Here is a 25,154-nt window from a genome sequence, read left to right on the forward strand (position 1 = left end):
AAAGGCCGTCTGAACATTTTCAGACGGCCTTTACTAATTAGCCTTCACTTATTCTTCTTCCGGCAAACGGTTGATTTTCACACGGGCAATCCGTTGTCCGTCTTTTTCAACCACTTCAAAACGCCAGCCGTGATAATCGATGAAATCGCCTACATCAGGAATACTTTGCAACTCTTCCATAATCAAGCCGGCAACGGTATGAAAGTCCGCATCTTCCTCTTGGGCAGGCAAATTCAATTGAGAAGCCAATTCCACATACTCCAATGCACCATCCACAGAAAGCGTTTCATCCTGACTGGCTGGAGCAGCTTCTTCTTCCTCACGCTCAAACTCTTCGGGGAATTCTCCGGCAATGGTTTCCAACAAATCTTTCATGGTCACCATACCCAGCACTGCACCAAACTCATCCACCACCAGGGCATAATCCGCGCTGCTTTGACGGAACAATTCAATCGCATTCAACGCCGTCGTACTGTCCGGCAAAATCAACGGCTGGCGCAAGGCCGTCTGAATATTGATTTCTCCCGATTCAAGCAGCTGGTTCAGCAAATCTTTTTTACTGATATAGCCCAAAGGCTCATCTACACCTGCCTTACCGACAACCAACAAACGGCTATACGGCGTATTTTTCAACTGCGCATTTTGTTCTTCCCGACTTTGGGAAATATCCAATTTCTCGATTTCCCGACGCGGAATCATCACACCCATAATCGGACGCTCCGCCAAAGTCAGCACGCTGCGAATCATGGATTTTTCGTTTTCTTCAAAATGCTCGTCATCGCCGCCATTATCGCCTGCTTTTGCCAAAATGCTTTCGCGGATACCCATCATGCCCAACACATTTTCAGCGGTGCGCTTACGCCAAGAAGTACTGATGTAGTCATTTTTGCGGGCATTCTTTTGCGAAACCTGATTAAACAGTTCGATCAAAATCGAGAAGCCGATCGCCGCATACAAATAGCCTTTCGGAATATGGAAATGGAAGGCTTCCGCAATCAGGCTGAAACCAATCATCAACAAGAAACCCAAACACAGCATCACTACGGTCGGATGCTTGTCCACAAAGGCGGTCAACAGTTTGCTGGCGGAAATCATCACCGTCATTGCCACAACCACTGCACCCATTGCCACCACAATATGATCCACCATCGCCACTGCCGTAATAACAGAATCGATAGAAAAAACCGCATCCAAAATCAAGATTTGCGCCACAACGCCCCAAAAGGAAGAATGCTTCTTCTGCCCTTCAGCAACAGCAAATTGATTGTGGCCTTCAAGTCGTTCGTGCAGCTCGGTAGTCGCTTTATAAAGCAGGAAAATACCGCCGGCAAACATAATCATGTCTTTGCCGGAAATCTCCAAGCCGCCCAGTTCAAACAAAGGGCGCGTCAGCGTCATGATGTGCGCCATGAAGCCCAGCATGAAAATCCGAATAACGACAGCCAAACCCAAGCCCGTTATCCGCGCCCTATCCCGTTGCGACGGTTTGACCTTGTTTGCCAAAATCGCTACGAAAACAAGGTTATCAATACCTAAAACAACTTCCAAAACCAGAAGCGTGGCAAAGCCTATCCAAGTATGCGGCTCAGCCAACCAACTGAAATCCATAATGATTGCGTTCCTTTAAAATACAAAAAGGCAGCCGTTCCGCTTAAAACGGACAGACTGCCAAATTTCGGGCATAAATAAAGGGAAAGAAGCGGTATAACAACTACTCTGCTCTGCGTCTTTCATGAAAAATTTATGCCCCGGTCAAAAATAATGGCAAACAGTTTATCAGTTTGACGAAAGAAAGGCAAAGTCTGACAGCATATTTTCTTTTAAAAACAGCCTACAGCTGCCAACAAATCACTTTCTCCAGCGTTAACAAAAGGAATTGGTCGATATATTTGGTGATCATGGTTTGTGCGGTTTGCTGGAAGAAGGTGGTCATGAGAAATCCCCTAAATGTCTTGGTAGGAATTTAGGGGATTTTGGGGGATTTTGGGGAATTTTGCAAAGGTCTTCAGCTATATCAAAATAATCATCAGCCTATATAGTGGCATGTGGTATTACTCGGAAAAATAAAAAATGCCGTCTGAAATTAAGATTTTCAGATGGCACGGTTTATATAGACAATAATTTTCTTAGAAAATATAACGATTATATTCTTTCAGAAATTACGGATATACTTAATCTCCATACAGTTAAAGTAATTAATCTGCCATCTAAATAAGAATATTCTAATTGAAGAGCATCATCTTCAAAGCAAATATTTCCAGCTGTAAATGTATTGCCATCTAGCCTACCTGTTATCTTATATTGTGTACTATCACCTATTCTTTCAAAAGGAATAATAACAGATTCATCTGTATTAACCTCTTCCAATATAAACTTATCAATAATGAAATAGTCAAGTTCCACATTGTAAACTTTATTTACTTCAATAGCCATTGGACAATAATCAAGGAAACAATATAGATCGTTATTTTCTATAGAAAAATATGCAAATTCCTCAACTATTTCATCCATTTTTTTTAGCTTTGCTGAGTAAATCATTTTTAACCTTTCATAAATTATTTTACTTCATAAATTGCTTTATCTTTTGGATTGCTACGATTTATAGATCTCCAAAAGTCTTTTCCACTTTTCACATGGATGGTTGTGATGTAACCTTGATGATTTGTTCCTATAAAGGCTGATGAATTAAGTGTAATCATTTAATCAATTATCATCAAAATATCTTAAAATATTAACCAATAGATAAAATAAAAACCACCATACAAGATGGTGGTTTTCAAATCTGGCTCCCCGACCTGGGCTCGAACCAGGGACCTGCGGATTAACAGTCCGTCGCTCTACCGACTGAGCTATCGGGGAATTAAAAATGAGATTATATAGAAAATATCAGAAACCTGTCAAGCAACAATCTATATAAAAACAAAAATATTTTTATATCTTTTTAATTTATAAAACTTTTATAAGATTTCAGCAATTTGTTTGGCCGCACGTTTCGCATCCAACAAAATCAAACCCAATTTACCGCTTTCTTTTGCCATCAATGCCAACACTGCATTTTCACCTGCCTGACTCAGCAGAATATAGCCATTTTTACCTTTAACCATTACCTGATCCAACTCACCGCAAGCCAACTCGTGTACGGAACGATTACCCAATGCCAAAAGCGTTGCCGACATCGCACCTACACGGTCTGCATTCAAATGCGAAGGCAGCATGGTTGCGATCGGCAGGCCGTCTGTAGAAATAACTGCAGAAGCAGTGATATCCGCAGAGGTATTGTTCAAATCGCTTAATACAGAGATCAATAGTTGTTGCATAGTCGCTCCATTCTAAAATAAATATCGGTCAGGCAAAAATCAACGGCTGCCGTATCGGTGGTACAGCACTTTAACCAAAGTAACAAAAGCCTCTTTATTTAAATCAGGCATTCCGCCAATTACCAAAATCAGTTTGGTCATGCCAATATACAGTGGGAAAAAGGTCAATTCACTTTGGCCTGAAGGATCGCAAATACCCCATGCGCTATTATTGATATGCAGGTTATTGCGAATCAAAAGACGGTGATTGTCTTCCATTTTGGCCACTTCGCTCGCCAAAAGGCCCAATTCTTCTGCTGCCTCATGATGGAAATTGGCATTGGCAAAATACAAACCGTTTTCATCAGCCAATAAAGCTTTGCCAGAATTAGACAACTGTTCCAATAATGTCGGTAATTGTTCGTCAGTCAGATGGATGTCCTCTGTGCTGATTTCCTCATCACCGTACAAAAACTCCAAGCGTTGGAGGCGATATAACAAGTTTAAAGCGGTATTGATATCGCTGGTGTCTGCCCACGCCAAAAGTTTTTCACTACTGATGGTTTCAGACGGCTCTGCGCGCAACAAACCATACAATAAAGTTCTGCTGGCGCTGGGCGTATCACTTGAAACGGCATAATACGCACCTGCCGGTGTAATCTTAGGATATAAATTTGATTGTAAAGAGAGTGTCGCTTCCATCTTATACCTCTAATCCGGGGTCAATTGAGAACAACATGGCAGTAACCAATTGTTTTACATCGTCTTCTCGACGTGCATCAATCTCAAAAACCGGTACATTAAAATTATTCTGTGCTAAATATTTTTGATAAACATCTACGCTTGGCAAGGAGCGGATATCCATCTTCGTTACCCCTACAACCAAAGGCGCTTTTTTCAGCAACTCGCGGAACGCATCCAAGAAGAATTGCAAGTCTTTCAATGGGTTGCTTCTTGTATTATCTAAAAGAAGCACTAAGCCCATACTGCCTTGGCTCAGAATTTCCCACATAAAATTAAAACGCTCCTGACCAGGCGTGCCGTAAAGGTGAACCTTGGTTTCCTCATCCAAATGAATGACACCGTAGTCCATTGCCACAGTCGTGTACCCCTTGCGGACAAGTGTCATATCGGATGCGGATGCATCGGTTTGAACCGGCGGTTCATCAGATAAAGCTGAAATTGCAGTGGTTTTACCTACGCCGACAGGACCGGTAAAGATAATTTTATTTTCTTTCATGACGTGTCCTTTACGATTTACCCAGCAACTTACGCATCAGGCGTTGCAACAGGCCGCGAGGTTGTTCTTTAGACGGACCGGCAACTTTCTGAGCCTCTTTGCTCATTGCTGTTTCAGGTACGTCTTTGCTATTCACATCAATCTGTTCATTCAAGGAAGGCGTATTGTTCGCATCTGTTGCAAACTCTGTATCTGTCGCCAAAAAGCCTGTTATATATGTTGCCGATAAATAATTCAAAATATCAGGCATCTCTAATGGCATGACTTTATAGAGAACATTCAGATTAACGGATGTTTTCGTCAGAAATGCCGACAGACGCATAGATTCCGGAACATGCGCCAAACGGGTTAAGTTTGGCCAACGCTTGAGCGTAAAGACAGTTTGCGGCGTCATCGGATAAATCAGACGGCCTGATGCAGTCCAAATAGCCATCTGCCACAAGCATGACATAATGGTGACTTTGGCTTTTTCTTTCCATTGCGGATTATCAGGAACAGCCTTACACACAACTGCCAAGTTATCGTTTTTACACAATTTCTCCAGCTCATTGGCACTGACTGTCAGCAGCACACGTTGAATACTGGGAAACACGATCAATATCGGCTTGCCTTCATGCAAGACGGCAATATCTTGGTGTCCTTGACTGGCAAATTTCAGCGCACCCAACAAGCCTTTATTTGGATTAAATCGGCGAATGGTGGCTTTTCTTGCGCCATCGGAATTTGATTGTCCTTTATTCTCTTCAGCCGCTTGTTGTTCAGACGGCTCAAAAACATTCCCGCCCTGAGCCAGGCTGCGCAAAACAGGAAACAAGGTATCGAATTTAACCGGCTTGGCCAAATAAGGAGTCGTTACGGTTGGCAATTCAGAAGAAAACATCGCCACAGGTACTTCCGGATAAGTTTTCTTCGACTCTTTCCAAGCTTCTACACCTTCCGGAGTATCGGTATCAACCAATACCAAATCCGGCTTTTCATCAGAACCAGGAGAAACGATGACGTAATTCGTCGTATTGTGCATTTTAAATGCCATACGGAATACCGCCTGCTGTTGCTCACCCATCTCCTGTAACATAACCCGTATGGTTTTAATTTTTGGTAAATGATTATTCATTACTCGTACTTTCTACGATTATCTTATTTTTTTGAATATTGGTTCATTCGTTGCAAGAGACGGCTCATTGCCAAGACAACCTCTTCAGGCAGGCTGACAACACGCTCGCGCAACAAGCGCAGGAATTGCTCCAAACGTCCCCAGTCTTCGACGCGTTCGTACAAATCAAACAAGATGATGTACAGCTGCGATTCTTGAGGATACTGCAAAACAGCTTGTTCCAGAGTGCTGATAGCCAAATCCAACTGACCGTAGGCCAACAGAGATTCCACTTCTTTCAGAGCTTCATCGGCAGGTGAAGAGCTTGCGCTGATGACAGAAGAATCTTTTTGAACCAAATCGCGATATTTGGCTTTCATCTGCAAAGAACTTGGCTGAATATAACCGCGCTTCAAACCAATCTCTTTAATTTGCTGTTCAGACGGCCCTTTTTCCAAATCATCAAAAATTTCGTGATAACCAAGGCTATAACCCCAACCAAGCATACGTTCTTTTACTTGACGGCCATATTGGCCCAAAGAGTGGTAAAGCTTCCACAGATGCTTGGCAAACTGCCCTACTTCTTCATTCTGATAATCCAGACGCAAGGCATCGATAATGAGACCAGCAGGTTTCGCAGAAGTTTGGATTGCTTTGTTGTATTGATGCAAAGCAGTCTCGTAACTAATTTTGTCTTTCAGGATTTTTGCACTGCGCTCCGGCTTGGCAAAACCAATCACCGCGCCCATCTCTTCAGGGCTGATTTCGCCAAAGTCTTTCTTGCCTAATACGATAGGCGCGCGTTTGCCCATACCTGGCACGACAATACGTTCGGCCGAATCGTTTTCAAAGACAATATGCTCGTCGGAAGCAACTTCCAAACCGCTTTGTTCGCCAATTTGACGATCCACTTCCTGCATATTCCAACCGAGATGATGTTCGGCAAAAACGCGCAAGCGCAGGTTGGTTGAATCTAAAGCCAAACCGGCTTTCAAGTATTCGGCTACGCTGTCTTCAGAAAGGGAAGCACTATGGCGCTCAAGCGTATCTGCCAACATATCGATATTGCCGACGCGCAGATTCAAACCGATTAATTCATGAACCAGTTTTTCCGGTGCACCGTCTTCCAAAGTATTGAGATAACCGGCCAAAGACTCTGCAGCCTTACTCTCATAACCGAACTGTTTATAAACCTGGTATTCGGTCAATGGATCGACTTCTTGTGCAGAAACAGAAGCCGTAGCATTGCTTGAGCCGCTTCCGCCCCATTCCCAATCTTGATTATCTGCATTGGAAACTGTCTGGTTGACTTTCTCAATCCAGTCGTTTCCATCCTCAGAGGAGGCTGTATGAGCGGCAGATTTATGGCCGCCTTTTGATGCATGTGCGCTTTGTTTGCCTGAGTTGCCTCTTTGTTCGCTACTTTGTTTATGACGAACAAAAAACAACACCAGCAAAAAAAGCACCAGCAAAAAAATAGTTAAAAGTTGATAGTTCAAGAACACCTCCCGGTCTTGTGCTGCAAACTGCATTTATTAACATCTGTTGCTTTACACGCAACTTCAACATTATGAATTCCCCAAACGAATGATGATAACATGAATGCACTCATTTTTACATTAAAAACCCTACTCACATAAAGGACTTGATACCAATTTACAACTCAAACACACCGATGGATTCAACATGCGAGGTTTGTGCAAACATATTCATGATTCCTGCCGCCTTAAACTTATAGCCCTTATCCACCAAGACACCGGCATCCCGTGCAAATGTTGATGGATTGCATGAAACATATACTATCTTCTGAGGCAAAAACGGTTTGTGTAGTGATTTGACAACAGCATAAGCCCCGCTTCTCGGCGGATCCAGCAACATCTTGTCAAATTTTCCCCACGACTCAACAGTCTTTTCATCGGTATCGAACAAGTCGGCAACAGAAAACGTCATATTCTCGGCACAACGATTCAGGCGGGCATTTTCCCTTGCCCTATCTACCAAATAATCGGCGCCTTCAATACCGACAACCGATGCGCCACTTTTCGCCAGCGGCAAACTGAAATTGCCCAAACCGCAAAACAAATCGGCAATCCTCTCCCCTTTTTGAGGGTTTAAAAGCCTGACCGCCCTTGCCACCATCACTTCGTTTAATTGCGCATTAATCTGCGTAAAATCACCCGGCTTGTAAGGCATTTCTACATCAAACTGAGCAAAATTATAGTTCAGAGCAGGCACATTCTCGGGATAAAACGGCAAGGACTCGGCATGATCCTGCAGCCATATTTGCCATGCTTTTTCAGCACCCGACAATATCTTATCAAACCAATTACGCAATTCGCTTAATATTTGTCCAAACGGTTGATTTACGAAACGAATGTTGAGTACGGTTACATTTCTCCCGCAATAAAACTCAACAAATTTCACTTTTACACCGTCATCATGCAGTTTTTGCAGCAAATTTCGGACATCAGGCAATTTATCGGAAACATGTTTAGGCAAAATAGAACAATGGCAGATATTGACGACATCATGGCTTTTTTTAGCCTGAAAACCGAGTTTCAGACGGCCTTTTTTATCCACTGCAACACTTAAACGTGCCCTATCGCGATAATACCAGGAGAAACCATATAAAGGAGGCAAAATTATCTCCGGCTTGACCTTACCTATCCGTTCCAACTGTTCTTCCAAAATCCGTTGCTTTAATGCAACTTGCGCACCAAAGGAAACATGTTGGAGCGAACAGCCGCCACATGTATCAAAATAGCAACAAGCGGGTTCAACGCGTTCGGAAGAAGGTTTTAAAACCATTTCGACCTGAGCTTCTGCAAACTGCTTTTTTTCTTTATGAATGGCAAACGTTACACGCTCTCCGGGCAGCGCACCGCCGATGAATACAGTCTTCCCATCGACTCTGGCAACACCCCTTCCCTCATAATCCAAAGAAAAAACTTCCGCCTCTTGATACCGTTCTTTCACACTCATACCGTTTCCGTCAGACAGCCGCTTACCGGCCGTCTGACTGTCTTCCAATACCGAAAGCACATATTTTCTCACAAAAACACAGAGTTTCAGGTATCATGCGCCAAAAACTTTCATTTCAATCCCTACAAAAAAAGACGACATGAAAAAATTATTCCTTGGCCTGACAGCCGCTCTTCTGACCTCGGCCGCTGCTGCAAACACACTTATTCCAGACGTCTCTCCCGCCTCTTCCGGACAACACGTCGTTATCAATATTACGCAACAGCGTCTATTCCTCTACGACAACGGCAAACTGAGCAAAATTTATCCTGTTGCCGTCGGCAAAGCCATGACCCAAACCACTCTGGGTGAACACAAAATCGGCGCCAAAGCCTACAACCCGGTTTGGCACATCCCTAAATCCATCCAAAAAGAACGCAATGACGGCGTAAAAAGCGTACCGGCCGGCCCGAATAATCCGCTGGGTCCGGTATTTGTCCGTCTTGGCGACCCTAAATTGAGCCTGGGCATTCACGGCACCAATGCCCCTGCCAGCGTGCCCGGCGTCCGCAGCCATGGTTGCGTGCGCATGAAATCGCCTGACGCATTGGAATTTGCCAAAACCATCGCAACAGGTGCTCCTGCCTCCGTTATCTACCAAATGGCAAGCCTGAACGAAGATGCCAACCAAAACTTGTGGCTGGCTGCCTATCGTGACCCATACGACAAGAAAAACCTTGATACGGCTGCCCTGAAAAAAAGCATTGCCGCTTGGGCAAAAGCGCACGGCAAAACCATTCCTGCCACACGTGTGGATGCAATCCTGAAAGGACGCACCGGCGCGGCAAACTGTCTGACCTGCGCCAAAGGCGTGAAACTCAAATCGCCTTTAAAATCTTTGGCATGGACCAGCGGCACGGATGCTTACAGCAAACCAAAAGTCATGCCGAAACCGGCTCCTGCTAAAGATGTGGTATTGCCTCAAGGCACCGAAATCGAAGTCGATGCTACCGACGATACAAACAAGGCAGCATCCGAACCGAAACAAAGCGTTCGTCCGACTCCGGTGAAACCGGCAAAACCGGCTGCCAAACCGGCAACCACTCCGGCCGAGACGCCTGCTTCAGCGCCTAAAGCCGCTTCCGAACCGGCTACTGCCCCTGCCTCTGCGCCTGTGAAAGAGGCTCCGGCAAGCAGCGAACCGGAAGATTTGCTGTTCTAAGCAGAACAAAACACATAACCAAAGGCCGTCTGAAACGAATTGTTCAGACGGCCTTTTCGTATTACTGGATATTGGAAATAGATGCCCCTCTTAATTCAGACGGCCTTTTTGCTTTCCAAATATTCTGACAAGCCGCGCTCGCGCAAAATACAGCTCGGGCATTCATGACAACCGCCGACCACGCCGTTATAACAAGTATGCGTATGCTCGCGAATATAATCCAACATACCCATTTCATCCGCCAATGCCCAAGTTTGCGCTTTGGTTAAATACATCAAGGGCGTGTGGATTTGAAAAGCGTAATCCATAGCCAGATTCAGCGTAACATTCATCGACTTGACGAACACATCGCGACAGTCGGGATAACCCGAAAAATCGGTTTCGCACACGCCGGCAATGATATGGCGTATCCCCTGCCCTTTGGCGTAAATGGCGGCATAAAGCAAAAACAAAGCATTGCGCCCATCTACAAATGTATTGGGCAGGCCGTCTGAAGCCGTTTCAATGGACGCTGTATCATCCATCAACGCGTTATGCGTAATCTGTTGCATCAGGCTCAAATCGAGTACGGTCTGCTTCACGCCTAAATCTTGGGCAATCCAACGCGCGCGCTCCAATTCGATGGCGTGGCGTTGCCCATATTGAAAAGTGATGGCCTGCACATTTTCACGGCCATAGGTTTGAATTGCCTGAATCAGGCAGGTTGTTGAATCCTGCCCGCCCGAAAAAATAACGAGGGCTTGCTGTTTTTCCATTGTAAATTCCTAGTTTTGTTAACGCGGGAGGTTTGCGAACCGCGTGATTCGAAGATTGACGGATTATAACGGATTTCGTCTATAATCACGGCACTTCATTTTCTTTATATAGCATAATCATGAGCATCTACGCCCTGAAACCAAAATTCCAAAACCTGTTGCGCCCCATTGTTAAGAGACTGTATCAAAAAGGCATTACTGCCAATCAGGTTACCCTGTCTGCCTGCGCCGTTTCCATTTTGATCGGTTTGCTTTTAGCATTGTTTGCAGGTGTATCCACATTATTCTGGCTTTTACCGATCTGGTTGTTTGTCCGTATGGCACTGAATGCGATGGACGGTATGCTGGCACGGGAGTTCGGCCAACAATCGGCATTGGGCGGTTATTTGAATGAAATCACCGATATTGTTGCCGATGCTGCTTTGTATCTGCCTTTTGCCTTTATCGCACCCTTCGACGGTGTGCAAATTGCCCTGTTTATTTGGCTGGCGGCAATGACTGAGTTTTGCGGCGTTTTGGGGCAAGTTCATGGCAACGGCCGACGTTATGACGGGCCATTCGGCAAAAGCGACCGTGCATTCTTTATCGGCGCATTGTCCGTATGGTATGCAATCGCCGGCAGCTTCCATTCGACTTTCTATATCCTTATGTGGCTGGCATGCGCGGCACTGGTTTATACCTGCTACAAACGTGTCATCAATGGCTTGAAGACCGTCTGAAATTTATCCACGTTCTTGGGTTTATCATCATTGATTAGAGTATTCAAACCCATCAACCTGTTTTACTGAAAACAAGAAGGCCGTCTGAAACCATAAACTATCGGTTTCAGACGGCCTTTTATTCAGCAGCCAAGATAACTTACTGTTTACCCAGTTGACTGTAATCTACCAACATATACTTGGCAGTAATTTTCTGCGAAGCATTGCCTTCGTCGCCCATCAAAATCATCTGTGGCTTGCCGTTAACGGTAATCGAATCGACGGCTTCAACGTTGGTGATGTGTTGCAGATTAGGCAGAGAGATTTTTTGCGGCTCATCGGTCGGGTTACCGCTCCAAGTCCACAGTTGCGAGAATTTCTGTCCATTCTCATCCTTCACTTCATTGGCAATTACGTAGGTTTTCAACACAGGATCATAGTTGAGGGAACGGATACCTCCACCATCAATATCAATCACGGCCACTTCATCAAACTCAGGCTTGGCATTGTGCTCAAATACATCTTTCGGATTGCTGATAAACGCGACCAAAGCCATGTTGTTGAACTCAGGATCACGGAAGCCCAAAACGAGACGTTTTTTCACTGGATCAAACGCCATGCCCTCAATATTGATTTCTTCAAAAGAAACCTCAGCCTTAGTTCGCTCGCGAATCAAATCATGCAGCTTGTGATCGGTTTCCAAAACTTGCGTCAGATTGTCGTAGCTGGTCAGCCCCAACACATTGCCGTCTTGGATTTTAAAGCGCATCAGGTGTTCGCGGTCGGGCGAACGGTTGCCTTTACGGGTGCGCGAATGTGAAGTCAGCGCGTAGATAAAGCCTTCATCGTCGCACGCCAAAGCCTCCAAGTCACTGAGACGGCGTTTGAAACCGGTAATCACGCGCGTATCCAATGCCTCGTCTTCCACAAACCTGCCCGTTTTATCAATGCTGACAATACTGAACGCATGGTTGGGTTCGTCTTCCGCAATCAGCAAATTCCCGTCCGGAAGCTGTTGTACGGCGGAAGGCTCGTACACACCGTTAAACATATTGATTCCCATCGAACGCAGCTCTGCCGCATTGTTGGCCGGCGGTATCAGCAATGACGGCAATGTTTTCACGCCGATAAATGCCACCAGTGAAGCCAGCAAGCCCCAGCGGAATACCGCGTAAGACAAATTGATGTATTTGAACTGTTTGTCCGCCAACAAACCAAGCCAATAAAGATGGTCGCTCATCTTTTCATAGATTTGTTTACGGTCGCCCATAATCTCCTGCATCATTTCCCAATATTGATCTTTTTGCAGTTTCACACGGTCCTCATAAATCAAAATATTGGGTTGGCTGCCGCCAAAAAAGCGCGTTTCGGTACTACTGAGGCGGGTTTTCAAATCCCGCAGCTTAGAACGGCCGCGGATAAAATCCTTAAACCATGTCCGCGCCGCCTGCATTTTGCCGATACGTTCCGGCGAAGCAGAAAGCAATGCAAACACGATAGACGCGGCGGCAGTAATCATAAACGTACTGGCCGGAATCAAAAATTCGGGCGACGATGAAAAAATAAACGCACCCGAAATCATCAGTGCAGACACGATAAAACCATTCAACGAAATCATAATATTCGCTTTGGTTGCCGCCAGCGCCAACAATTCCATCTCCGAGCGTACAGCGTTGCGGAACATGGTTTCCACGCCCTTATTCGTACCTAACAAATCAGGCACATTCAAATCCTCGGCTTTATTTTTTTTCTTTTTCGCCTTGTCTTTTTTGCGTTTGGCTTTCTTTTCACTTTTTTCAGACGGCATCTCAGGATGTTCAACTGCTTCCTGATCTTCTACCGCCTCCTGAATTTCTACCGTTTCAGCCGCAACCTCAACTTCGTTTTCAACAGTATTGTTTCGATTGCGATCCCAAAAATCAACGTCCTGTTGGGAATCGGCAGATACACCGTCGTTTAAAGGTTTGCCTTGGTCGCCCATCTGCTTCGGCCGGCCATTCTCCTTCCAATCATTCAAATCCATATCATGATTCCCAACATCAAACACTTTGAATTAAATGGAAAATAAAAAACATATTTAGTTCATTTATTTTAGGTAATTTACATGCCGCTTACACTCTTTAAATACCTAAATAGCAAACTGTCGCAGAACCCAAAAGCCCTGCGACAATCCGCCTTGCATCAAAATATTAATAGTCGATGCGTTCTTTAATAATTTTCAAATCAGGGTAAGACAAAACAATGTCGTACTCACGACCATCTTTAAAAGCCTCGATATCCAACACAGGCTGGCCTCGACGGCTATCGGCGTCAATATCGTGAACTTGATAGCCACGTTGTTCCAACATTTTTACGGCTTTAGCACGATTTTGCTCGAAGTTTTTGTCGCTGTAGATTTTTTGTTCAATGTAATCGCTGGCACCGGCAGTAGCGGCAGACAAAGCAACGATGGCGGTCAATAAGAGTTTTTTCATGTTTGATTTCCTTTTCAAATGTGTATTCGGGTTTCGATGGATGTATTAAAACACAGTAAAATTAGCAGTTAATTAGTGCTTGGTTAAACGCAGTAAAGGCCGTCTGAAAACTATTCAGACGGCCTAAGCGATTCCCTTCCAGAAGAAATAAGAGAAAAAATTTGGCAATAATATGATAACGATAAGTCCCGTCTGACTGTATTTCGTAAATTAATGGCGAAACAAAAAGTTTATGATGATATGTCGGTAGTAGTTTGTAAGGTTATCCAAACGCCCTCTATCTAACTCTTTTAACAATCACTGTCATCAGTTTTAAGTGAAATTTGAAACCATCTTTTACCATATCTCTCCATCATTGCATTCGTCCGTCTATCGGATAATCATTGCATTTATTCGATATGTCATGATACTGTTCAAGAAATATGACTATTAGGAGCTTCTTATGTCCGAACAGCAAAAATACTTTTCTACCCAAGACGGGACTTCGCTTTTCTACCGCTATCGCCCTGCTGCCGACGGTTCTTCCGACAAAGCCATCGTGCTGTTTCATCGCGGACATGAGCATTCCGGCCGGATGATGTTTGTGGCGGATGAGCTGGGTTTTGATGATTTTGCCTATTTCGCTTGGGACGCGCGCGGTCATGGTTACAGCCCTGGTGAACGTGGCGATAGTCCGAGTATTGGCACTTCGGTTGCTGATGTAGATGATTTTATCCGACACATCCAAAGCGAATACGGTATCAAACCTGAAAACATTTGCGTGATTGCGCAAAGTGTCGGTGCGGTATTGGTTTCTACTTGGTTGCACGATTACGCGCCGAAAATCCGTTGCGCCGTATTGGCTTCGCCTGCGTTCAAAGTCAAACTCTATGTTCCGTTTGCCCGTACCGGTTTAAAAATTATGCAAAAATGGCGTGGTAATTTCTTTGTCAACAGCTACGTCAAAGCCCACTATCTGACCCACAATAAAGAACGCCAAGACAGCTACGATAACGATCCGCTTATTGCCCGCGCTATTTCTGTACGCATCCTGCTGGGTTTATATGAAGCGGCCGAACGCGTCGTTGCCGATGCACAAGCGATTACTACGCCTGTACAACTGTTGATTTCAGGCAGCGATTGGGTCGTTCATCACAAACCACAACACGATTTCTACAACCGTTTGGGCAGCCATATTAAAGAGCGCCATATCCTGCCAGGTTTCTACCACGATACTTTAGGTGAGCAAGACCGTGAAATCGCGTTTGTGGAAATGCGCCGTTTTATCCGCGAGCGTTTCAACCAACCTTTGCAACCAGCTGATTTAACCCAAGCCCATTTGCACAGCGACAGCCGCCGCGAAGCTGACGAACTGGCTACGCCTTTGCCTATTTGTTCGCCACGCGGCGCATTTTGGGCAATATATCGTGCCTCGCTCAAACTGGGGGCGAGCTGGAGTGAAGGCTTGAGAATCGGTCAAGAAACAGGTTTTGATTCGGGCAGCACGCTGGATTACGTCTACCGCAATCAACCGCAAGGCAGCAACGCTTTCGGCGTATGGGTGGACAAATACTATCTCAACGCCATCGGCTGGCGCGGCATCCGCCAACGCAAAATCAATATCGGCAAAGCCATTCAGACGGCCTCAGCCAAACTGCGTGAAGCAGGGAAACCTGTACACGTTTTGGATATTGCGTCCGGTCATGGCCGCTATGTATTGGATGCCCTGACTGCCGACACATTGCCTGATTCCGTACGCTTGCGCGATTACAGCCCGATTAATGTCGAAGCCGGACGCAAACTGATTGCCGAGCGTGGTTTGCAAAACACGGTAACCTTCAATGAAGTCAATGCCTACGACCGCGCCAATTATCACGATTTGCAACCGCGTCCAACATTGGGCATTGTATCTGGTTTACACGAATTATTTGCCGACAACGATTTGATTTTGAACTCGCTCTACGGCTTCGGCGAAGCCATTGAAACCGGCGGCTACCTGATCTACACCGGCCAGCCGTGGCATCCGCAACTGGAAATGATTGCCCGTGCCCTGACCAGCCACAAAGCAGGCAGTCCTAACTGGGTAATGCGCCGCCGCAGTCAGCAGGAAATGGATCAGTTGGTTGAAAAAGCCGGTTTTGAAAAAATCCATCAATGGATAGACGAAGACGGTATTTTCACCGTGAGCTTGGCAGTGAAGAAATAAAAATAAAGGCCGTCTGAACATTTTTTAACTTTCAGACGGCCTTATTAAACCATGTACCTATCCATGAAACCCTCCCTAAAAACCTCCCTACTCAAGCTGATTTTAGTCGGTATCCTGTTCTACACCAGCTACGGCCTGTCCAATCATTACACGGCATCGCTGGACTATGTGCCTGAAATCGCTTTTGCATGGGAGCGCAATATTCCGTTTTGGGCATGGACGATTGTGCCTTATTGGTCGCTAAACCTGATGTATGCCGCGGCTTTTTTCCTTTGCCGTGATACACATGAACAAAACCGATATGTAGCGCACCTTGTAGCCGCCCAACTGATTGTGACTCTTTGCTTTGTGCTGTTTCCGCTGCGTTTCGGGTGGCCTAAACCGCCTGCCGATGGGCTGTCAGGCTGGCTGTTTGATTCATTGGCTGCATTTGATTTGCCGTACAACCAAGCGCCATCTTTGCATATCGCGTTGGCGATTATCGTGGGTGCATTTTATTGGACGCGCTTTCCTAAAATCCGCCTGCCGCTTTTCTTATGGCAAAGCCTGATTGCCTTGTCAGTACTGACGACTTATCAACATCATTTTATTGACGTGCCAACCGGAGCATTGCTCGGCTGGCTGGTGTTGTGGGCTTTCCCGCGTCAGATGGCTTCGCCGTTAAAACTGGGTTCAAGTAATGTACACTCAAAAAAGATTGCGCTGCTGTATTTGCTTGGTGCGTGTTTGATGGCTTTACCTGCGCTGCTGGGTGGTGTGTGGCTGTGGTTGATATGGATGAGCGTGTCTTTGCTGATGATGACCTTTGCCTATTTGACTGGAAATGTAAACGTATTCCAAAAACAGGCTAACGGTAAATTATCGGCAGCTGCGACAGTTTTGCTGTTGCCTTATCTGGTGGGCGTACGGCTAAACATGGCGTATTGGTTACGCGGTAAAGCAAAAACGGCACCAGTCCGCCATGATGTATTGATTGGCAGCATTTTAGGGATTTCAAACCATCTGCCTGCGGTATTGGATGTATGCGCCGAATATCCCTGCCGTAGCCATCAAGGAGAATATCGCGCTCTGCCTTTACTGGATATGGTAACGCCGTCTGAAAACGATTTGGTTCAGACGGCCTTGGTATTGGAAACCTTGCGCCAAAAACACGGCAAAGTATTGGTATGTTGCGCTTTAGGTTATGGAAGAAGTGCCGCGGTGGTGCTGACGTGGCTGCTGGTCTATGGTGACTGCAAAAACTTGGCGCAGGCGAAGGCCGAACTCAAACAGGCTCGGCCGCAAATGGTATTATCGCCGGCCACTGACCAGGTAGTCGAAGCTGCGGCCAACCGTTTAAAACAAGGATGATGATGGACAACGCAACCGATAGCCGTATTACTGCCCACCTACTCTCTACCGCACATTATGTTGCCGCCTGCAATGCCTTGCTGCTCGCCTTGTCGGCAAAATATGGCGGCACATGGTTTGCAGTGCAACTTGTCTTAGCAGCGGTTTTGTTGTACTGCCATATCCGCGTTCACTTCGACCGCCGCGTGTTCCAAGACTTTGCCGACAACTGCTACTCGCCTGAAGACTTTGACCAATCCTTACAGCAAAACGGTTTGCGTCAAATTTCAGGCAGCCGCACTTTGACCCAACGGATAAACGGCGCACTTTCCTTATGGCGCAAAAGCTTATACCTGACCGCCGCACAATTTTTAATTTTGCTTATCCAAAGCATTTGATTATTTTGCTGATTTACCCAAACTGAATCCTTAGCAGTATCTCACCTCCAAAGGCAGAAATAATGAAAAACTTCCTTAAAAAACAACTTGCCTGGCTAACCGACCAAGCCTTGTGTCTGTCGGTCTCTTTTCTTACGGGCGTACGTCCTAAAAGTCCGCGCGAGCTGACATTCAATCAGCACCAAAAAGTTTATTACGCCAATCACGGCAGCCATGGTGATTTTGTGTTGGTATGGATTTCCCTGCCCCGCCGCTGGCGTTTGTCCACGCGCCCTGTCGCCGGTTCGGATTACTGGCTGACGAGCAAACTCAAACGCTTCATCATTCAAAACGTTTTCAATGCCTTGCTGATTCCGCGCCATAGCGATAATCCGCAAGCGATTACCGAACAGATGAAAGACGCGCTGAACGCAGGCGACTCCTTGATTATTTTCCCTGAAGGCACGCGTAACACTGACGACAACACCTTCCTGCTGCCGTTCAAGTCCGGCATTTATCATCTGGCAAAAAGCAAACCCAATACCGAATTTGTTCCGATTTGGATAGACAACATCAGCCGCGTACTGCCCAAAGGCAAAATCCTGCCTATACCGCTTTTGTGTGAAGTCCATATCGGACAGCCGCTTACCTTGCAGGAAAACGAAGACAAAGACAGTTTTTTGACACGCAGCCGTGAAGCGCTGCTGGCACTCAGGCCGTCTGAAAACGACCGCAGCGAGCTTCGCCAAAATAAACCTGAAGTTCATCAAAACAAAGGAGGACAAGCATGAGCCTTTCTACGACTTCCCAACAAATCATTGTCGAACAAGCCGCCGCTCATCTGACTCCGCAAGCCGGCTATATTTTTGTCAGCGTATTTGCCGTATTGTGTTTCGCCAGCATCATCGGACAATGGCTCAAGCGCAAAAACGGTGCAGATAATGCCACCATCGCCAACCTCAACGCCCGCATTTACGCATGGTGGCTGATGACGCTGGTGTTGCTGGGCGCGTTTTGGTTCGGCAAAATCGGAACGGTTGTACTGTTTTTCCTGATTTCATTTGCCACACTGCGCGAATTCATGACCCTCGTCTATCGCCGCCGCAGCGACTATTACAGCATGGTGGTCTGCTTTTACCTGCTGCTGCCAGTGCAATACTATTTCGTCTATGACGGCTGGTACGGCATGTTCAGCATTTTTATTCCGGTTTACGGCTTTTTGATACTGCCGATTATTGCCAGCCTCAGCGGCCAAACCGCGCACTTTTTGGAACGTGCCGCCAAAACACAATGGATGGCGATGATTTGCATCTTCTGCCTGTCCCATGTTCCGGCGCTGATGTTTCTAGACTTGGACGGCTTCGACAACGGCAACAATATCCTGTTGCTGATTTTTCTGATTGGCGTGGTACAAGTATCGGATGTATTGCAATACGTTTGGGGCAAACTGATTGGCGGTGCAAAAATCATGCCTTCGCTTTCGCCGTCAAAAACCATTTCCGGTACAGTCGGCGGTATTTTGTCGGCCACGGCCATTGCCGCGTTGATGGCGCCGATTACGCCTTTCTCCCACGGCCAAGCGGCCGTTATCGGCTTCATCGTCTGCATGATGGGCTTCTTTGGCGGCCTGGTTATGTCTGCCATCAAACGCGATTACGGTGTCAAAGATTGGGGCAATATGATACGCGGCCACGGCGGCATGCTTGACCGCGTGGATTCGATTTGCTTTGCCGCACCCGTGTTTTTCCACATCACCCGTTATTTCTGGAACGGCTAAACTTCAGGCCGTCTGAAAACTATTTTTCAGACGGCCTTTAATATCCGAAACTGCCAATCCACCGATTCGTTATACAATACGCAACCCTTGTTATTACATACACACAATATGAATAAACCCTCTCCAATCTTTCCCATTTTTCTTGCTACGATTATCTTCGCCCTCATTGTTTGGTCAGGTATCAATCCCCATGACCGCGCAGTCTGGTACGCCGAAATCATCCCCGTAGCCTCCGTATTCTTCCTTCTGGTTGCCACCTACCGCATTTTCCGCTTCAGCAACCTGGCCTACTTATTCATGAGCTTCTGGCTGATTATGCATTCCATCGGCGCATACTATACTTTTGCCGATGTACCGTTTGAATCCATCAACCGCTTTGTCGAACCGATTTTGGGCGAAAACCGCAATCATTACGACCGTATTGCCCACTACATCATCGGCTTTTATGCCTACCCGATGGCCGAATGGCTGCTGCGCCGCAAGCTGTGTAATCTGCCGCTGGCCTTGTTTTTCTCCCTGTTCTTCATCATGAGCGTGGCTGCCGCCTATGAAATCATCGAATGGCAATATGCCGTTATCGACGGCGGAGAGGCCGGACTGGAGTTCTTGGGTTCTCAAGGCGATATTTGGGACGCGCAAAAAGACATGCTTGCCGATACTTTGGGCGCGTTAACCTCGCTGTTTATTTTTGTGTTTACCCGACCCGATAAACGTTTGGGTTTCTCTTAAATATATCCCTTTAAAGCAAAAGGCCGTCTGAAACCAGATTTTCAGACGGCCTTTTTTCATTTTTCTATCGCTATTATTGTAAAAATTAATAAATACGATAGTTAAAAACATAAGCCGATTTTGAAACAAAATCCGTCATCAAAATTTTTAAGCACATGAAATATATAAAAAACAACGTCTGTTAAGATTTTGTAAACAATATGCCTACGTCAACCTGAATTTTTCAATTTGATTTAAATCAGCATATCTTGTGTCATTAATCCATAAAATATCCGGAATTCTACAAAATATTGATTAACCCGATAGAGGTTATCATCAAGACGAGGAACACAAAATGCAGAAAATTCCAGAATTGGTCTGCCCCGCCGGCAACCTGCCTGCACTGAAAACCGCTGTGGACAACGGTGCGGACACGGTTTACATGGGTTTGAAAGATGCGACCAATGCACGAAACTTTCCGGGACTGAATTTCGATATGAAATCGGCGCGGGAAGGCGTAGCTTACGCCCATGCGCGCGGGCGCAATGTACTGATGGCCATCAATACATTCGCACAAGCGGGCCAAGTGGAGCGTTGGCACGCCGCTGTGGATACGGCGGCGGATTTGGGTGCCGATGCGATTATTGTTGCCGACCCCGCCATCATGGCGTATGCGGCAGACAAACATCCGAATTTACGCCTGCATATGTCGGTACAAGGTTCGGCCACCAATTACGAAGCCATCAATATGATGAAAGAGCTGTTCGGCATCCGTCGTGCCGTTTTGCCGCGCGTACTGACCATCGATCAGGTCAAACATGTGATTGACAATACTGATGTGGAAATTGAAGTCTTTGGCTTCGGCAGTTTGTGTGTGATGGTGGAAGGCCGTTGCATCTTGTCGAGCTATGCAACAGGCGAATCGCCCAATATGCAAGGTGTCTGCTCTCCGGCAAAATCCGTCCGCTGGGAACAACTGCCCGACCGCATGAACGTACGTCTAAACCAGGTATTGATAGACCAATACAAACCCAATGAACCGGCAGGTTATCCAACCTTGTGCAAAGGCCGCTTTGAAGTCAATGATGAAACTTACTATGCTTTGGAAGAACCGACCAGCCTGAATGTTTTGGAAATGTTGCCCGAACTCATCAAAATCGGTGTGTCCGCCATCAAAATCGAGGGACGCCAACGCAGTCCGATGTATACGGCGCAGGTAACCAAATCCCTGCGCCAAGCACTGGATGCAGCCGCAGCCAACCCGTCGCATTTCAAAGTCAATCCGTCCTGGAACAATGCCTTGAGCAAAGTTTCGGAAGGTCATCAGACAACTTTGGGCGCATACAACCGCCCATGGAAATAAGGGGAAAAAAATGAATTCATTGAAATTGTCGCTGGGCCCTATTTTATTTTTCTGGCAAAAAGAAGCCCTGCTGGAATTTTACGTTTCCATGCTGGATACGCCGTTGGATACGGTTTATTTGGGTGAGGTAGTCTGCTCACGCCGTCAGAAAATGCGCTTTGCCGACTGGTTCGGACTGGCTGAAGACCTGGCAGAAAGCGGTAAAGAGATTATTCTTTCCTCACAAGTCCTGCTTGAAAGCGAATCCGATCTGAAACGCCTGCGCAAAATCACGGAGCAGGGAAAGTTTAAAGTTGAAGCCAACGACATGGGTGCGGTCAAATTGGCACGCGAACACGGCATCCCGTTTGTTGCCGGAGCAAGCCTGAATATCTACAACGAAACCACTTTGGACGTATTCCGAAAATTAGGGGCATTCCGCTGGATTGCACCGTCCGAGCTGAGCCGCGATAAGGTTGCCGAAATCATCAAGGCTTCAGACGGCATTGAAACCGAACTCTTCGCTTGGGGCAAAATGCCGCTCGCCTATTCATCACGTTGCTTTACCGCCCGCCATTACAATCTGAATAAAGACAGTTGCGAATTCCGCTGCCTCGACCACGAGCACGGTATGGCCATGAATACGCGCGAAGGCCAGCCGTTTCTCACCATCAACGGCATCCAAACCATGTCTTACGGCTGCCAAAACCTACTGCCCCACTATGAAGATTTGAATAAAATCGGCGTGAATATGCTCAGACTGTCGCCACAAATGCACGGCATGGCTGAAATTATCCAAATTCACCGCGATGTATTGGACGGAAAAGCCACATGGGAAGATATCCGCCCCGAATTGGAACGACTGACTACCGGAACACTGGTTGACGGCTATTGGCGCGGTCAGCCCGGTATTGAAACCGTGAAGGAGGCATATTATGGCGCTGCCTGAAATCGTATTACCCAAATGGATGGCGAAAATCGGTACCAAACTTCCTGGCAAACCTCCGCGCTTTGTTTTGGTCTCTGTATTGAATACCATGCTGAAAAAAGGTTTACTGCCTGCCGATATGGAACTTTTTGCCGGAAGGAAATTTGAAATCGAAGTTTTGGATGCCGGTATCAAAGTGCGGTTTAGTGCCGATACGGAAAAATTCCTGGACGACAACTTCAGCGGCGCTCCCGATCTGAGATTGGCTGCCAACGGCATAGACTTCATGCGTATGATGATGCGCGAGGAAGATCCCGACACCTTATTTTTCAACCGTAAATTGCAAATCGAAGGCGATACGGAACTGGGGTTAATTACCAAAAACTTACTCGACAGCGTCGAGTGGCCTTTCAGCGAATGGTTCCTGAAACGCAGTACGTCCACTTTGGATTGATTAATTTTGGTTGAACCAAGAACAAAGGCCGTCTGAATGTTTCAGACGGCCTTATATATTTTGCCTCTTTGATATGTTTTTCTTATTGGTTTTATCAAATATAAAAAAGCGTACCTTGTTAGGTACGCTTTTTTCAATCCGACTCAAAATTAGAATTTTGCACCGGACTCATTTGCCATAAAGTCTACAGCCGCTTTAACTTCATCGTCACTCAAGCTGCTGTTGCCGCCTTTGGCAGGCATTGAATTAAAACCTTCAAGCGCGTGTTTGTGCAAAGTATCTTTACCTTGCTTAATTCGAGGAGCCCAGTCGTCTTTTTTACCGACAACAGGTGCGCCCGGAATCATACCGCCATGACATGTTTTACAGTTGGCTTCAAAAACAGCTTTGCCGTCTACCTTAACCGGAGCTGCTTCTGCTTTTTCAGCAGGTTTGGCTTCAGTAGCCGGAGCAGCTTTGGCATCTGAAGCAGCTTTATCGGCAGCAGGAGCCGAAGCGGCCGCCGGAGCAGAAGCATCGGCAGGTTGAGCTGCCGGAGCAGGCTCAGCTTTTTTAGCAGGAGCTTTTTTACCGTCTTTGTTGGACAAACCCCAAACATAAGCAGTCATGATGTGCAGCTTGTCTTTATCGAGGAAGTGACCCCAAGCAGGCATTTGACTGCTGCGGCCGTTGGTAATGGTTTCGGTAATCGCTTTTTGAGTACCGCCCCACAACCATACATCGTCGGTCAGATTCGGGCCGAGGCCTTGGATACCTTGACCTTTGTCGCCGTGACAAGTGAAACAGTTGGCAGGTGGGCCGCTAAACAGGACTTTACCGCGTTCGGCGCGTTCCTCATCGTATTGGCCTTTAGGTTTAGAAAGGGACATCACATAATGTGTTACGTTTTTCACGCCTTCTTCACCCAAAGCAGGACCCCAGGCCGGCATAGAGGCAGTACGGCCTTTTTCGATGGTTTCCTGAATCTTTTCAGGTTCACCGCCCCACAACCAATCGTCGTCGGTCAAATTCGGGAAGCCTTTTGAGCCTTTGGCATCTGAGCCGTGACATTGGATACAGTAGGTATTGAAAAGGTTTTGTGCAATAGCACGGGCTTCAGGGTCTTTAGCCACTTTCTCAATCGGCATATTGGAAAATTTAGCATACACTTTACCGTATTGCTGATTGGCTTTGGCAACTTCTTCTTCATATTGACCATGGCTGCTCCAGCCCCACAGGCCTTTGTAATCGCCGATACCTGGATACATAATCAGGTAGCCGACGCCAAACAGCCATGTGCAGACATAAAGCCAAAACCACCAACGTGGCAGAGGGTTGTTGTACTCCGAAATACCGTCCCACTCATGACCTGTGGTTTTTACTTCTTCGCCTTTTTTAGGGCGTTTCACAACGTTTTGCGAAAGCAGAAGCCAAGCCAGGCCGATGAAGCTGAGCACGACGATAACGGCAATATATATACTCCAGAAACTACTGGTAAATTGGGATGTTGTGTTCATTATTTTGCTCCGTGATCACGGACTGACTGAGCTTGATCGTCCTTTTCAGACGGCCTTTGTTCGTCATTATCGAAAATACTGCTGGCAGCATCGTCATAGTTTTTCTTATTGCGTCTATTGAACACAATATAGAGGACTAAAATAAAGCTGATGAATACCCAAACAGTAAAGAGCGAGCGAGCCCAGTTAGCGTCCATGATGTTACCTTACGTTTTTCAATGCCAAGCCCAAGCCTTGCAGGTAGGCGATAACAGCGTCCAGCTCTGATTTGTTGGCCAGCATTTCAGGTGCTTTGGCAATTTCTTCATCGCTGTAAGGTGTACCCACTTTACGCAGGGCTTTCATATGCGCCACAGTTGCCTCGGCATCGACTTTATTGCGTGCGAGCCATGGGAATGCAGGCATATTGGACTCCGGCACAACGTCGCGCGGGTTCAGCAGGTGGATGCGGTGCCATTCATCGGAATAACGGCCGCCGACACGAGCCAAATCCGGACCGGTACGTTTAGAACCCCATTGGAACGGATGGTCATAAACAGACTCACCGGCAACGGAGTAATGACCGTAACGTTCAGTTTCTGCACGGAATGGACGAATCATTTGAGAGTGGCAGTTGTAGCAGCCTTCGCGCACATAAATATCGCGACCGGCCACTTGCAGGGCGTTATATGGTTTCACGCCGGGTGCAGGTTCGGTAACTGCCTTGGTGAAGAACAGCGGAACAGCCTCGATCAGAAGGCCGACGCTGACTACAAGCAGGGTGAATACAATCAGTACACCGACTTTTTCTTCAGCTAATTGTTGTAATTTCATTTTGGT

General features: G+C 46.5%; 25 protein-coding genes, 1 tRNA gene and 1 riboswitch. Of the genes, 11 read left to right on the forward strand and 15 right to left on the reverse strand.

Going from position 1 to position 25,154, the window contains the following annotated elements; genetic code table 11:
- Positions 1–48: 48 nt before the first annotated feature.
- From HMPREF2596_RS05460 to rlmD, 9 genes are all read right to left on the reverse strand, one after another.
- On the reverse strand, positions 49–1,608 hold the full coding sequence (locus tag HMPREF2596_RS05460) for a TerC family protein (protein ID WP_049323927.1): 1,560 nt from the start codon (positions 1,606–1,608) through the stop codon (positions 49–51).
- 534 nt (positions 1,609–2,142) lie between these two features.
- A complete protein-coding gene (locus HMPREF2596_RS05470; protein ID WP_070850132.1) occupies positions 2,143–2,538 on the reverse strand; it encodes a hypothetical protein in 396 nt (131 codons plus the stop codon).
- A 245-nt stretch (positions 2,539–2,783) separates the two neighbouring features.
- Positions 2,784–2,859 (reverse strand) — tRNA-Asn (locus HMPREF2596_RS05475).
- A gap of 98 nt (positions 2,860–2,957) precedes the next feature.
- Positions 2,958–3,317, reverse strand: coding sequence for a roadblock/LC7 domain-containing protein (locus HMPREF2596_RS05480; protein WP_003679682.1), 360 nt, complete (start codon positions 3,315–3,317; stop codon positions 2,958–2,960).
- A gap of 39 nt (positions 3,318–3,356) precedes the next feature.
- Complete coding sequence (locus HMPREF2596_RS05485; RefSeq protein ID WP_003748732.1) at positions 3,357–3,998, reverse strand: hypothetical protein; 642 nt, start codon at positions 3,996–3,998, stop codon at positions 3,357–3,359.
- Between the two features lies 1 nt (position 3,999).
- Positions 4,000–4,536 carry a GTP-binding protein gene (locus HMPREF2596_RS05490; RefSeq protein WP_003748733.1) on the reverse strand — a complete coding sequence of 179 codons (537 nt, stop codon included), beginning with the start codon at positions 4,534–4,536 and terminating at the stop codon, positions 4,000–4,002.
- A 10-nt stretch (positions 4,537–4,546) separates the two neighbouring features.
- Positions 4,547–5,650 carry a response regulator gene (locus tag HMPREF2596_RS05495; RefSeq protein ID WP_070850134.1) on the reverse strand — a complete coding sequence of 368 codons (1,104 nt, stop codon included), beginning with the start codon at positions 5,648–5,650 and terminating at the stop codon, positions 4,547–4,549.
- Between the two features lie 23 nt (positions 5,651–5,673).
- The gene (locus tag HMPREF2596_RS05500) at positions 5,674–7,161 is read right to left on the reverse strand and encodes a 23S rRNA methyltransferase (protein WP_070850136.1); all 1,488 of its coding nucleotides are present in this window, start codon (positions 7,159–7,161) and stop codon (positions 5,674–5,676) included.
- A gap of 124 nt (positions 7,162–7,285) precedes the next feature.
- Positions 7,286–8,611 (reverse strand): 23S rRNA (uracil(1939)-C(5))-methyltransferase RlmD, encoded by a 1,326-nt coding sequence (rlmD, locus tag HMPREF2596_RS05505; RefSeq protein WP_070850137.1) that lies wholly within the window; start codon positions 8,609–8,611, stop codon positions 7,286–7,288.
- A 139-nt stretch (positions 8,612–8,750) separates the two neighbouring features.
- Here rlmD and HMPREF2596_RS05510 point away from each other — a divergent pair, with 139 nt between their 5' ends.
- On the forward strand, positions 8,751–9,812 hold the full coding sequence (locus tag HMPREF2596_RS05510) for a L,D-transpeptidase (protein WP_070850139.1): 1,062 nt from the start codon (positions 8,751–8,753) through the stop codon (positions 9,810–9,812).
- Between the two features lie 95 nt (positions 9,813–9,907).
- On the opposite strand, the gene queC is transcribed toward HMPREF2596_RS05510, so the two are convergent.
- Entirely contained in the window at positions 9,908–10,567 is a 660-nt protein-coding gene (gene queC / locus HMPREF2596_RS05515) for a 7-cyano-7-deazaguanine synthase QueC (RefSeq protein ID WP_070850141.1), read from the reverse strand.
- A 3-nt stretch (positions 10,568–10,570) separates the two neighbouring features.
- Positions 10,571–10,616: riboswitch (PreQ1 riboswitch) on the reverse strand.
- A gap of 70 nt (positions 10,617–10,686) precedes the next feature.
- On the opposite strand from queC, the gene HMPREF2596_RS05520 reads away from it, so the two are divergent.
- Positions 10,687–11,286 (forward strand): CDP-alcohol phosphatidyltransferase family protein, encoded by a 600-nt coding sequence (locus HMPREF2596_RS05520; RefSeq protein WP_070850143.1) that lies wholly within the window; start codon positions 10,687–10,689, stop codon positions 11,284–11,286.
- Positions 11,287–11,425: 139 nt separating this feature from the next.
- On the opposite strand, the gene HMPREF2596_RS05525 is transcribed toward HMPREF2596_RS05520, so the two are convergent.
- Both HMPREF2596_RS05525 and HMPREF2596_RS05530 read right to left on the reverse strand, forming a co-directional pair.
- A complete protein-coding gene (locus tag HMPREF2596_RS05525) occupies positions 11,426–13,288 on the reverse strand; it encodes a Pycsar system effector family protein (protein ID WP_070850144.1) in 1,863 nt (620 codons plus the stop codon).
- A gap of 166 nt (positions 13,289–13,454) precedes the next feature.
- Positions 13,455–13,739: a PepSY domain-containing protein gene (locus HMPREF2596_RS05530; protein ID WP_070850146.1), complete on the reverse strand. Its 285-nt coding sequence runs from the start codon at positions 13,737–13,739 to the stop codon at positions 13,455–13,457.
- A 442-nt stretch (positions 13,740–14,181) separates the two neighbouring features.
- On the opposite strand from HMPREF2596_RS05530, the gene HMPREF2596_RS05535 reads away from it, so the two are divergent.
- The 9 genes from HMPREF2596_RS05535 to HMPREF2596_RS05575 all read left to right on the forward strand — a co-directional run bounded on the left by HMPREF2596_RS05535 (position 14,182) and on the right by HMPREF2596_RS05575 (position 22,839).
- On the forward strand, positions 14,182–15,924 hold the full coding sequence (locus tag HMPREF2596_RS05535; RefSeq protein ID WP_070850147.1) for a bifunctional alpha/beta hydrolase/class I SAM-dependent methyltransferase: 1,743 nt from the start codon (positions 14,182–14,184) through the stop codon (positions 15,922–15,924).
- Between the two features lie 63 nt (positions 15,925–15,987).
- A complete protein-coding gene (locus HMPREF2596_RS05540; RefSeq protein WP_283140407.1) occupies positions 15,988–17,274 on the forward strand; it encodes a phosphatase PAP2/dual specificity phosphatase family protein in 1,287 nt (428 codons plus the stop codon).
- 2 nt (positions 17,275–17,276) lie between these two features.
- Positions 17,277–17,651: a hypothetical protein gene (locus tag HMPREF2596_RS05545; RefSeq protein ID WP_049348283.1), complete on the forward strand. Its 375-nt coding sequence runs from the start codon at positions 17,277–17,279 to the stop codon at positions 17,649–17,651.
- A gap of 62 nt (positions 17,652–17,713) precedes the next feature.
- Positions 17,714–18,421, forward strand: a complete 708-nt coding sequence (locus HMPREF2596_RS05550) for a lysophospholipid acyltransferase family protein (protein WP_070850151.1) — start codon at positions 17,714–17,716, stop codon at positions 18,419–18,421.
- Positions 18,418–19,407: a phosphatidate cytidylyltransferase gene (locus HMPREF2596_RS05555; protein WP_070850153.1), complete on the forward strand. Its 990-nt coding sequence runs from the start codon at positions 18,418–18,420 to the stop codon at positions 19,405–19,407. The genes HMPREF2596_RS05550 and HMPREF2596_RS05555 overlap by 4 nt, the downstream gene beginning before the upstream one ends.
- Positions 19,408–19,515: 108 nt before the next feature.
- Positions 19,516–20,136, forward strand: a complete 621-nt coding sequence (locus tag HMPREF2596_RS05560; RefSeq protein ID WP_070646683.1) for a DUF2238 domain-containing protein — start codon at positions 19,516–19,518, stop codon at positions 20,134–20,136.
- Between the two features lie 334 nt (positions 20,137–20,470).
- Entirely contained in the window at positions 20,471–21,478 is a 1,008-nt protein-coding gene (locus HMPREF2596_RS05565) for a ubiquinone anaerobic biosynthesis protein UbiU (protein ID WP_070814894.1), read from the forward strand.
- Positions 21,479–21,488: 10 nt separating this feature from the next.
- Positions 21,489–22,406, forward strand: coding sequence for a U32 family peptidase (locus HMPREF2596_RS05570; RefSeq protein WP_070850155.1), 918 nt, complete (start codon positions 21,489–21,491; stop codon positions 22,404–22,406).
- On the forward strand, positions 22,393–22,839 hold the full coding sequence (locus HMPREF2596_RS05575; RefSeq protein ID WP_049348276.1) for a ubiquinone anaerobic biosynthesis accessory factor UbiT: 447 nt from the start codon (positions 22,393–22,395) through the stop codon (positions 22,837–22,839). The genes HMPREF2596_RS05570 and HMPREF2596_RS05575 overlap by 14 nt, the downstream gene beginning before the upstream one ends.
- A gap of 149 nt (positions 22,840–22,988) precedes the next feature.
- Here the strand turns inward: HMPREF2596_RS05575 and ccoP are convergent, their stop codons facing one another.
- From ccoP to ccoO, 3 genes are read right to left on the reverse strand one after another with little or no spacing between them, the layout of a single operon-like run.
- Positions 22,989–24,335, reverse strand: a complete 1,347-nt coding sequence (ccoP, locus tag HMPREF2596_RS05580) for a cytochrome-c oxidase, cbb3-type subunit III (RefSeq protein ID WP_083324989.1) — start codon at positions 24,333–24,335, stop codon at positions 22,989–22,991.
- Positions 24,335–24,532 carry a cbb3-type cytochrome oxidase subunit 3 gene (locus tag HMPREF2596_RS05585; protein ID WP_003748776.1) on the reverse strand — a complete coding sequence of 66 codons (198 nt, stop codon included), beginning with the start codon at positions 24,530–24,532 and terminating at the stop codon, positions 24,335–24,337. The genes ccoP and HMPREF2596_RS05585 overlap by 1 nt, the downstream gene beginning before the upstream one ends.
- 4 nt (positions 24,533–24,536) lie before the next feature.
- Positions 24,537–25,148, reverse strand: a complete 612-nt coding sequence (gene ccoO, locus HMPREF2596_RS05590) for a cytochrome-c oxidase, cbb3-type subunit II (protein WP_003748778.1) — start codon at positions 25,146–25,148, stop codon at positions 24,537–24,539.
- Positions 25,149–25,154 lie beyond the last annotated feature (6 nt).

It is taken from the genome of Neisseria sp. HMSC078C12, from assembly GCF_001838065.1.
Taxonomy (GTDB): domain Bacteria; phylum Pseudomonadota; class Gammaproteobacteria; order Burkholderiales; family Neisseriaceae; genus Neisseria.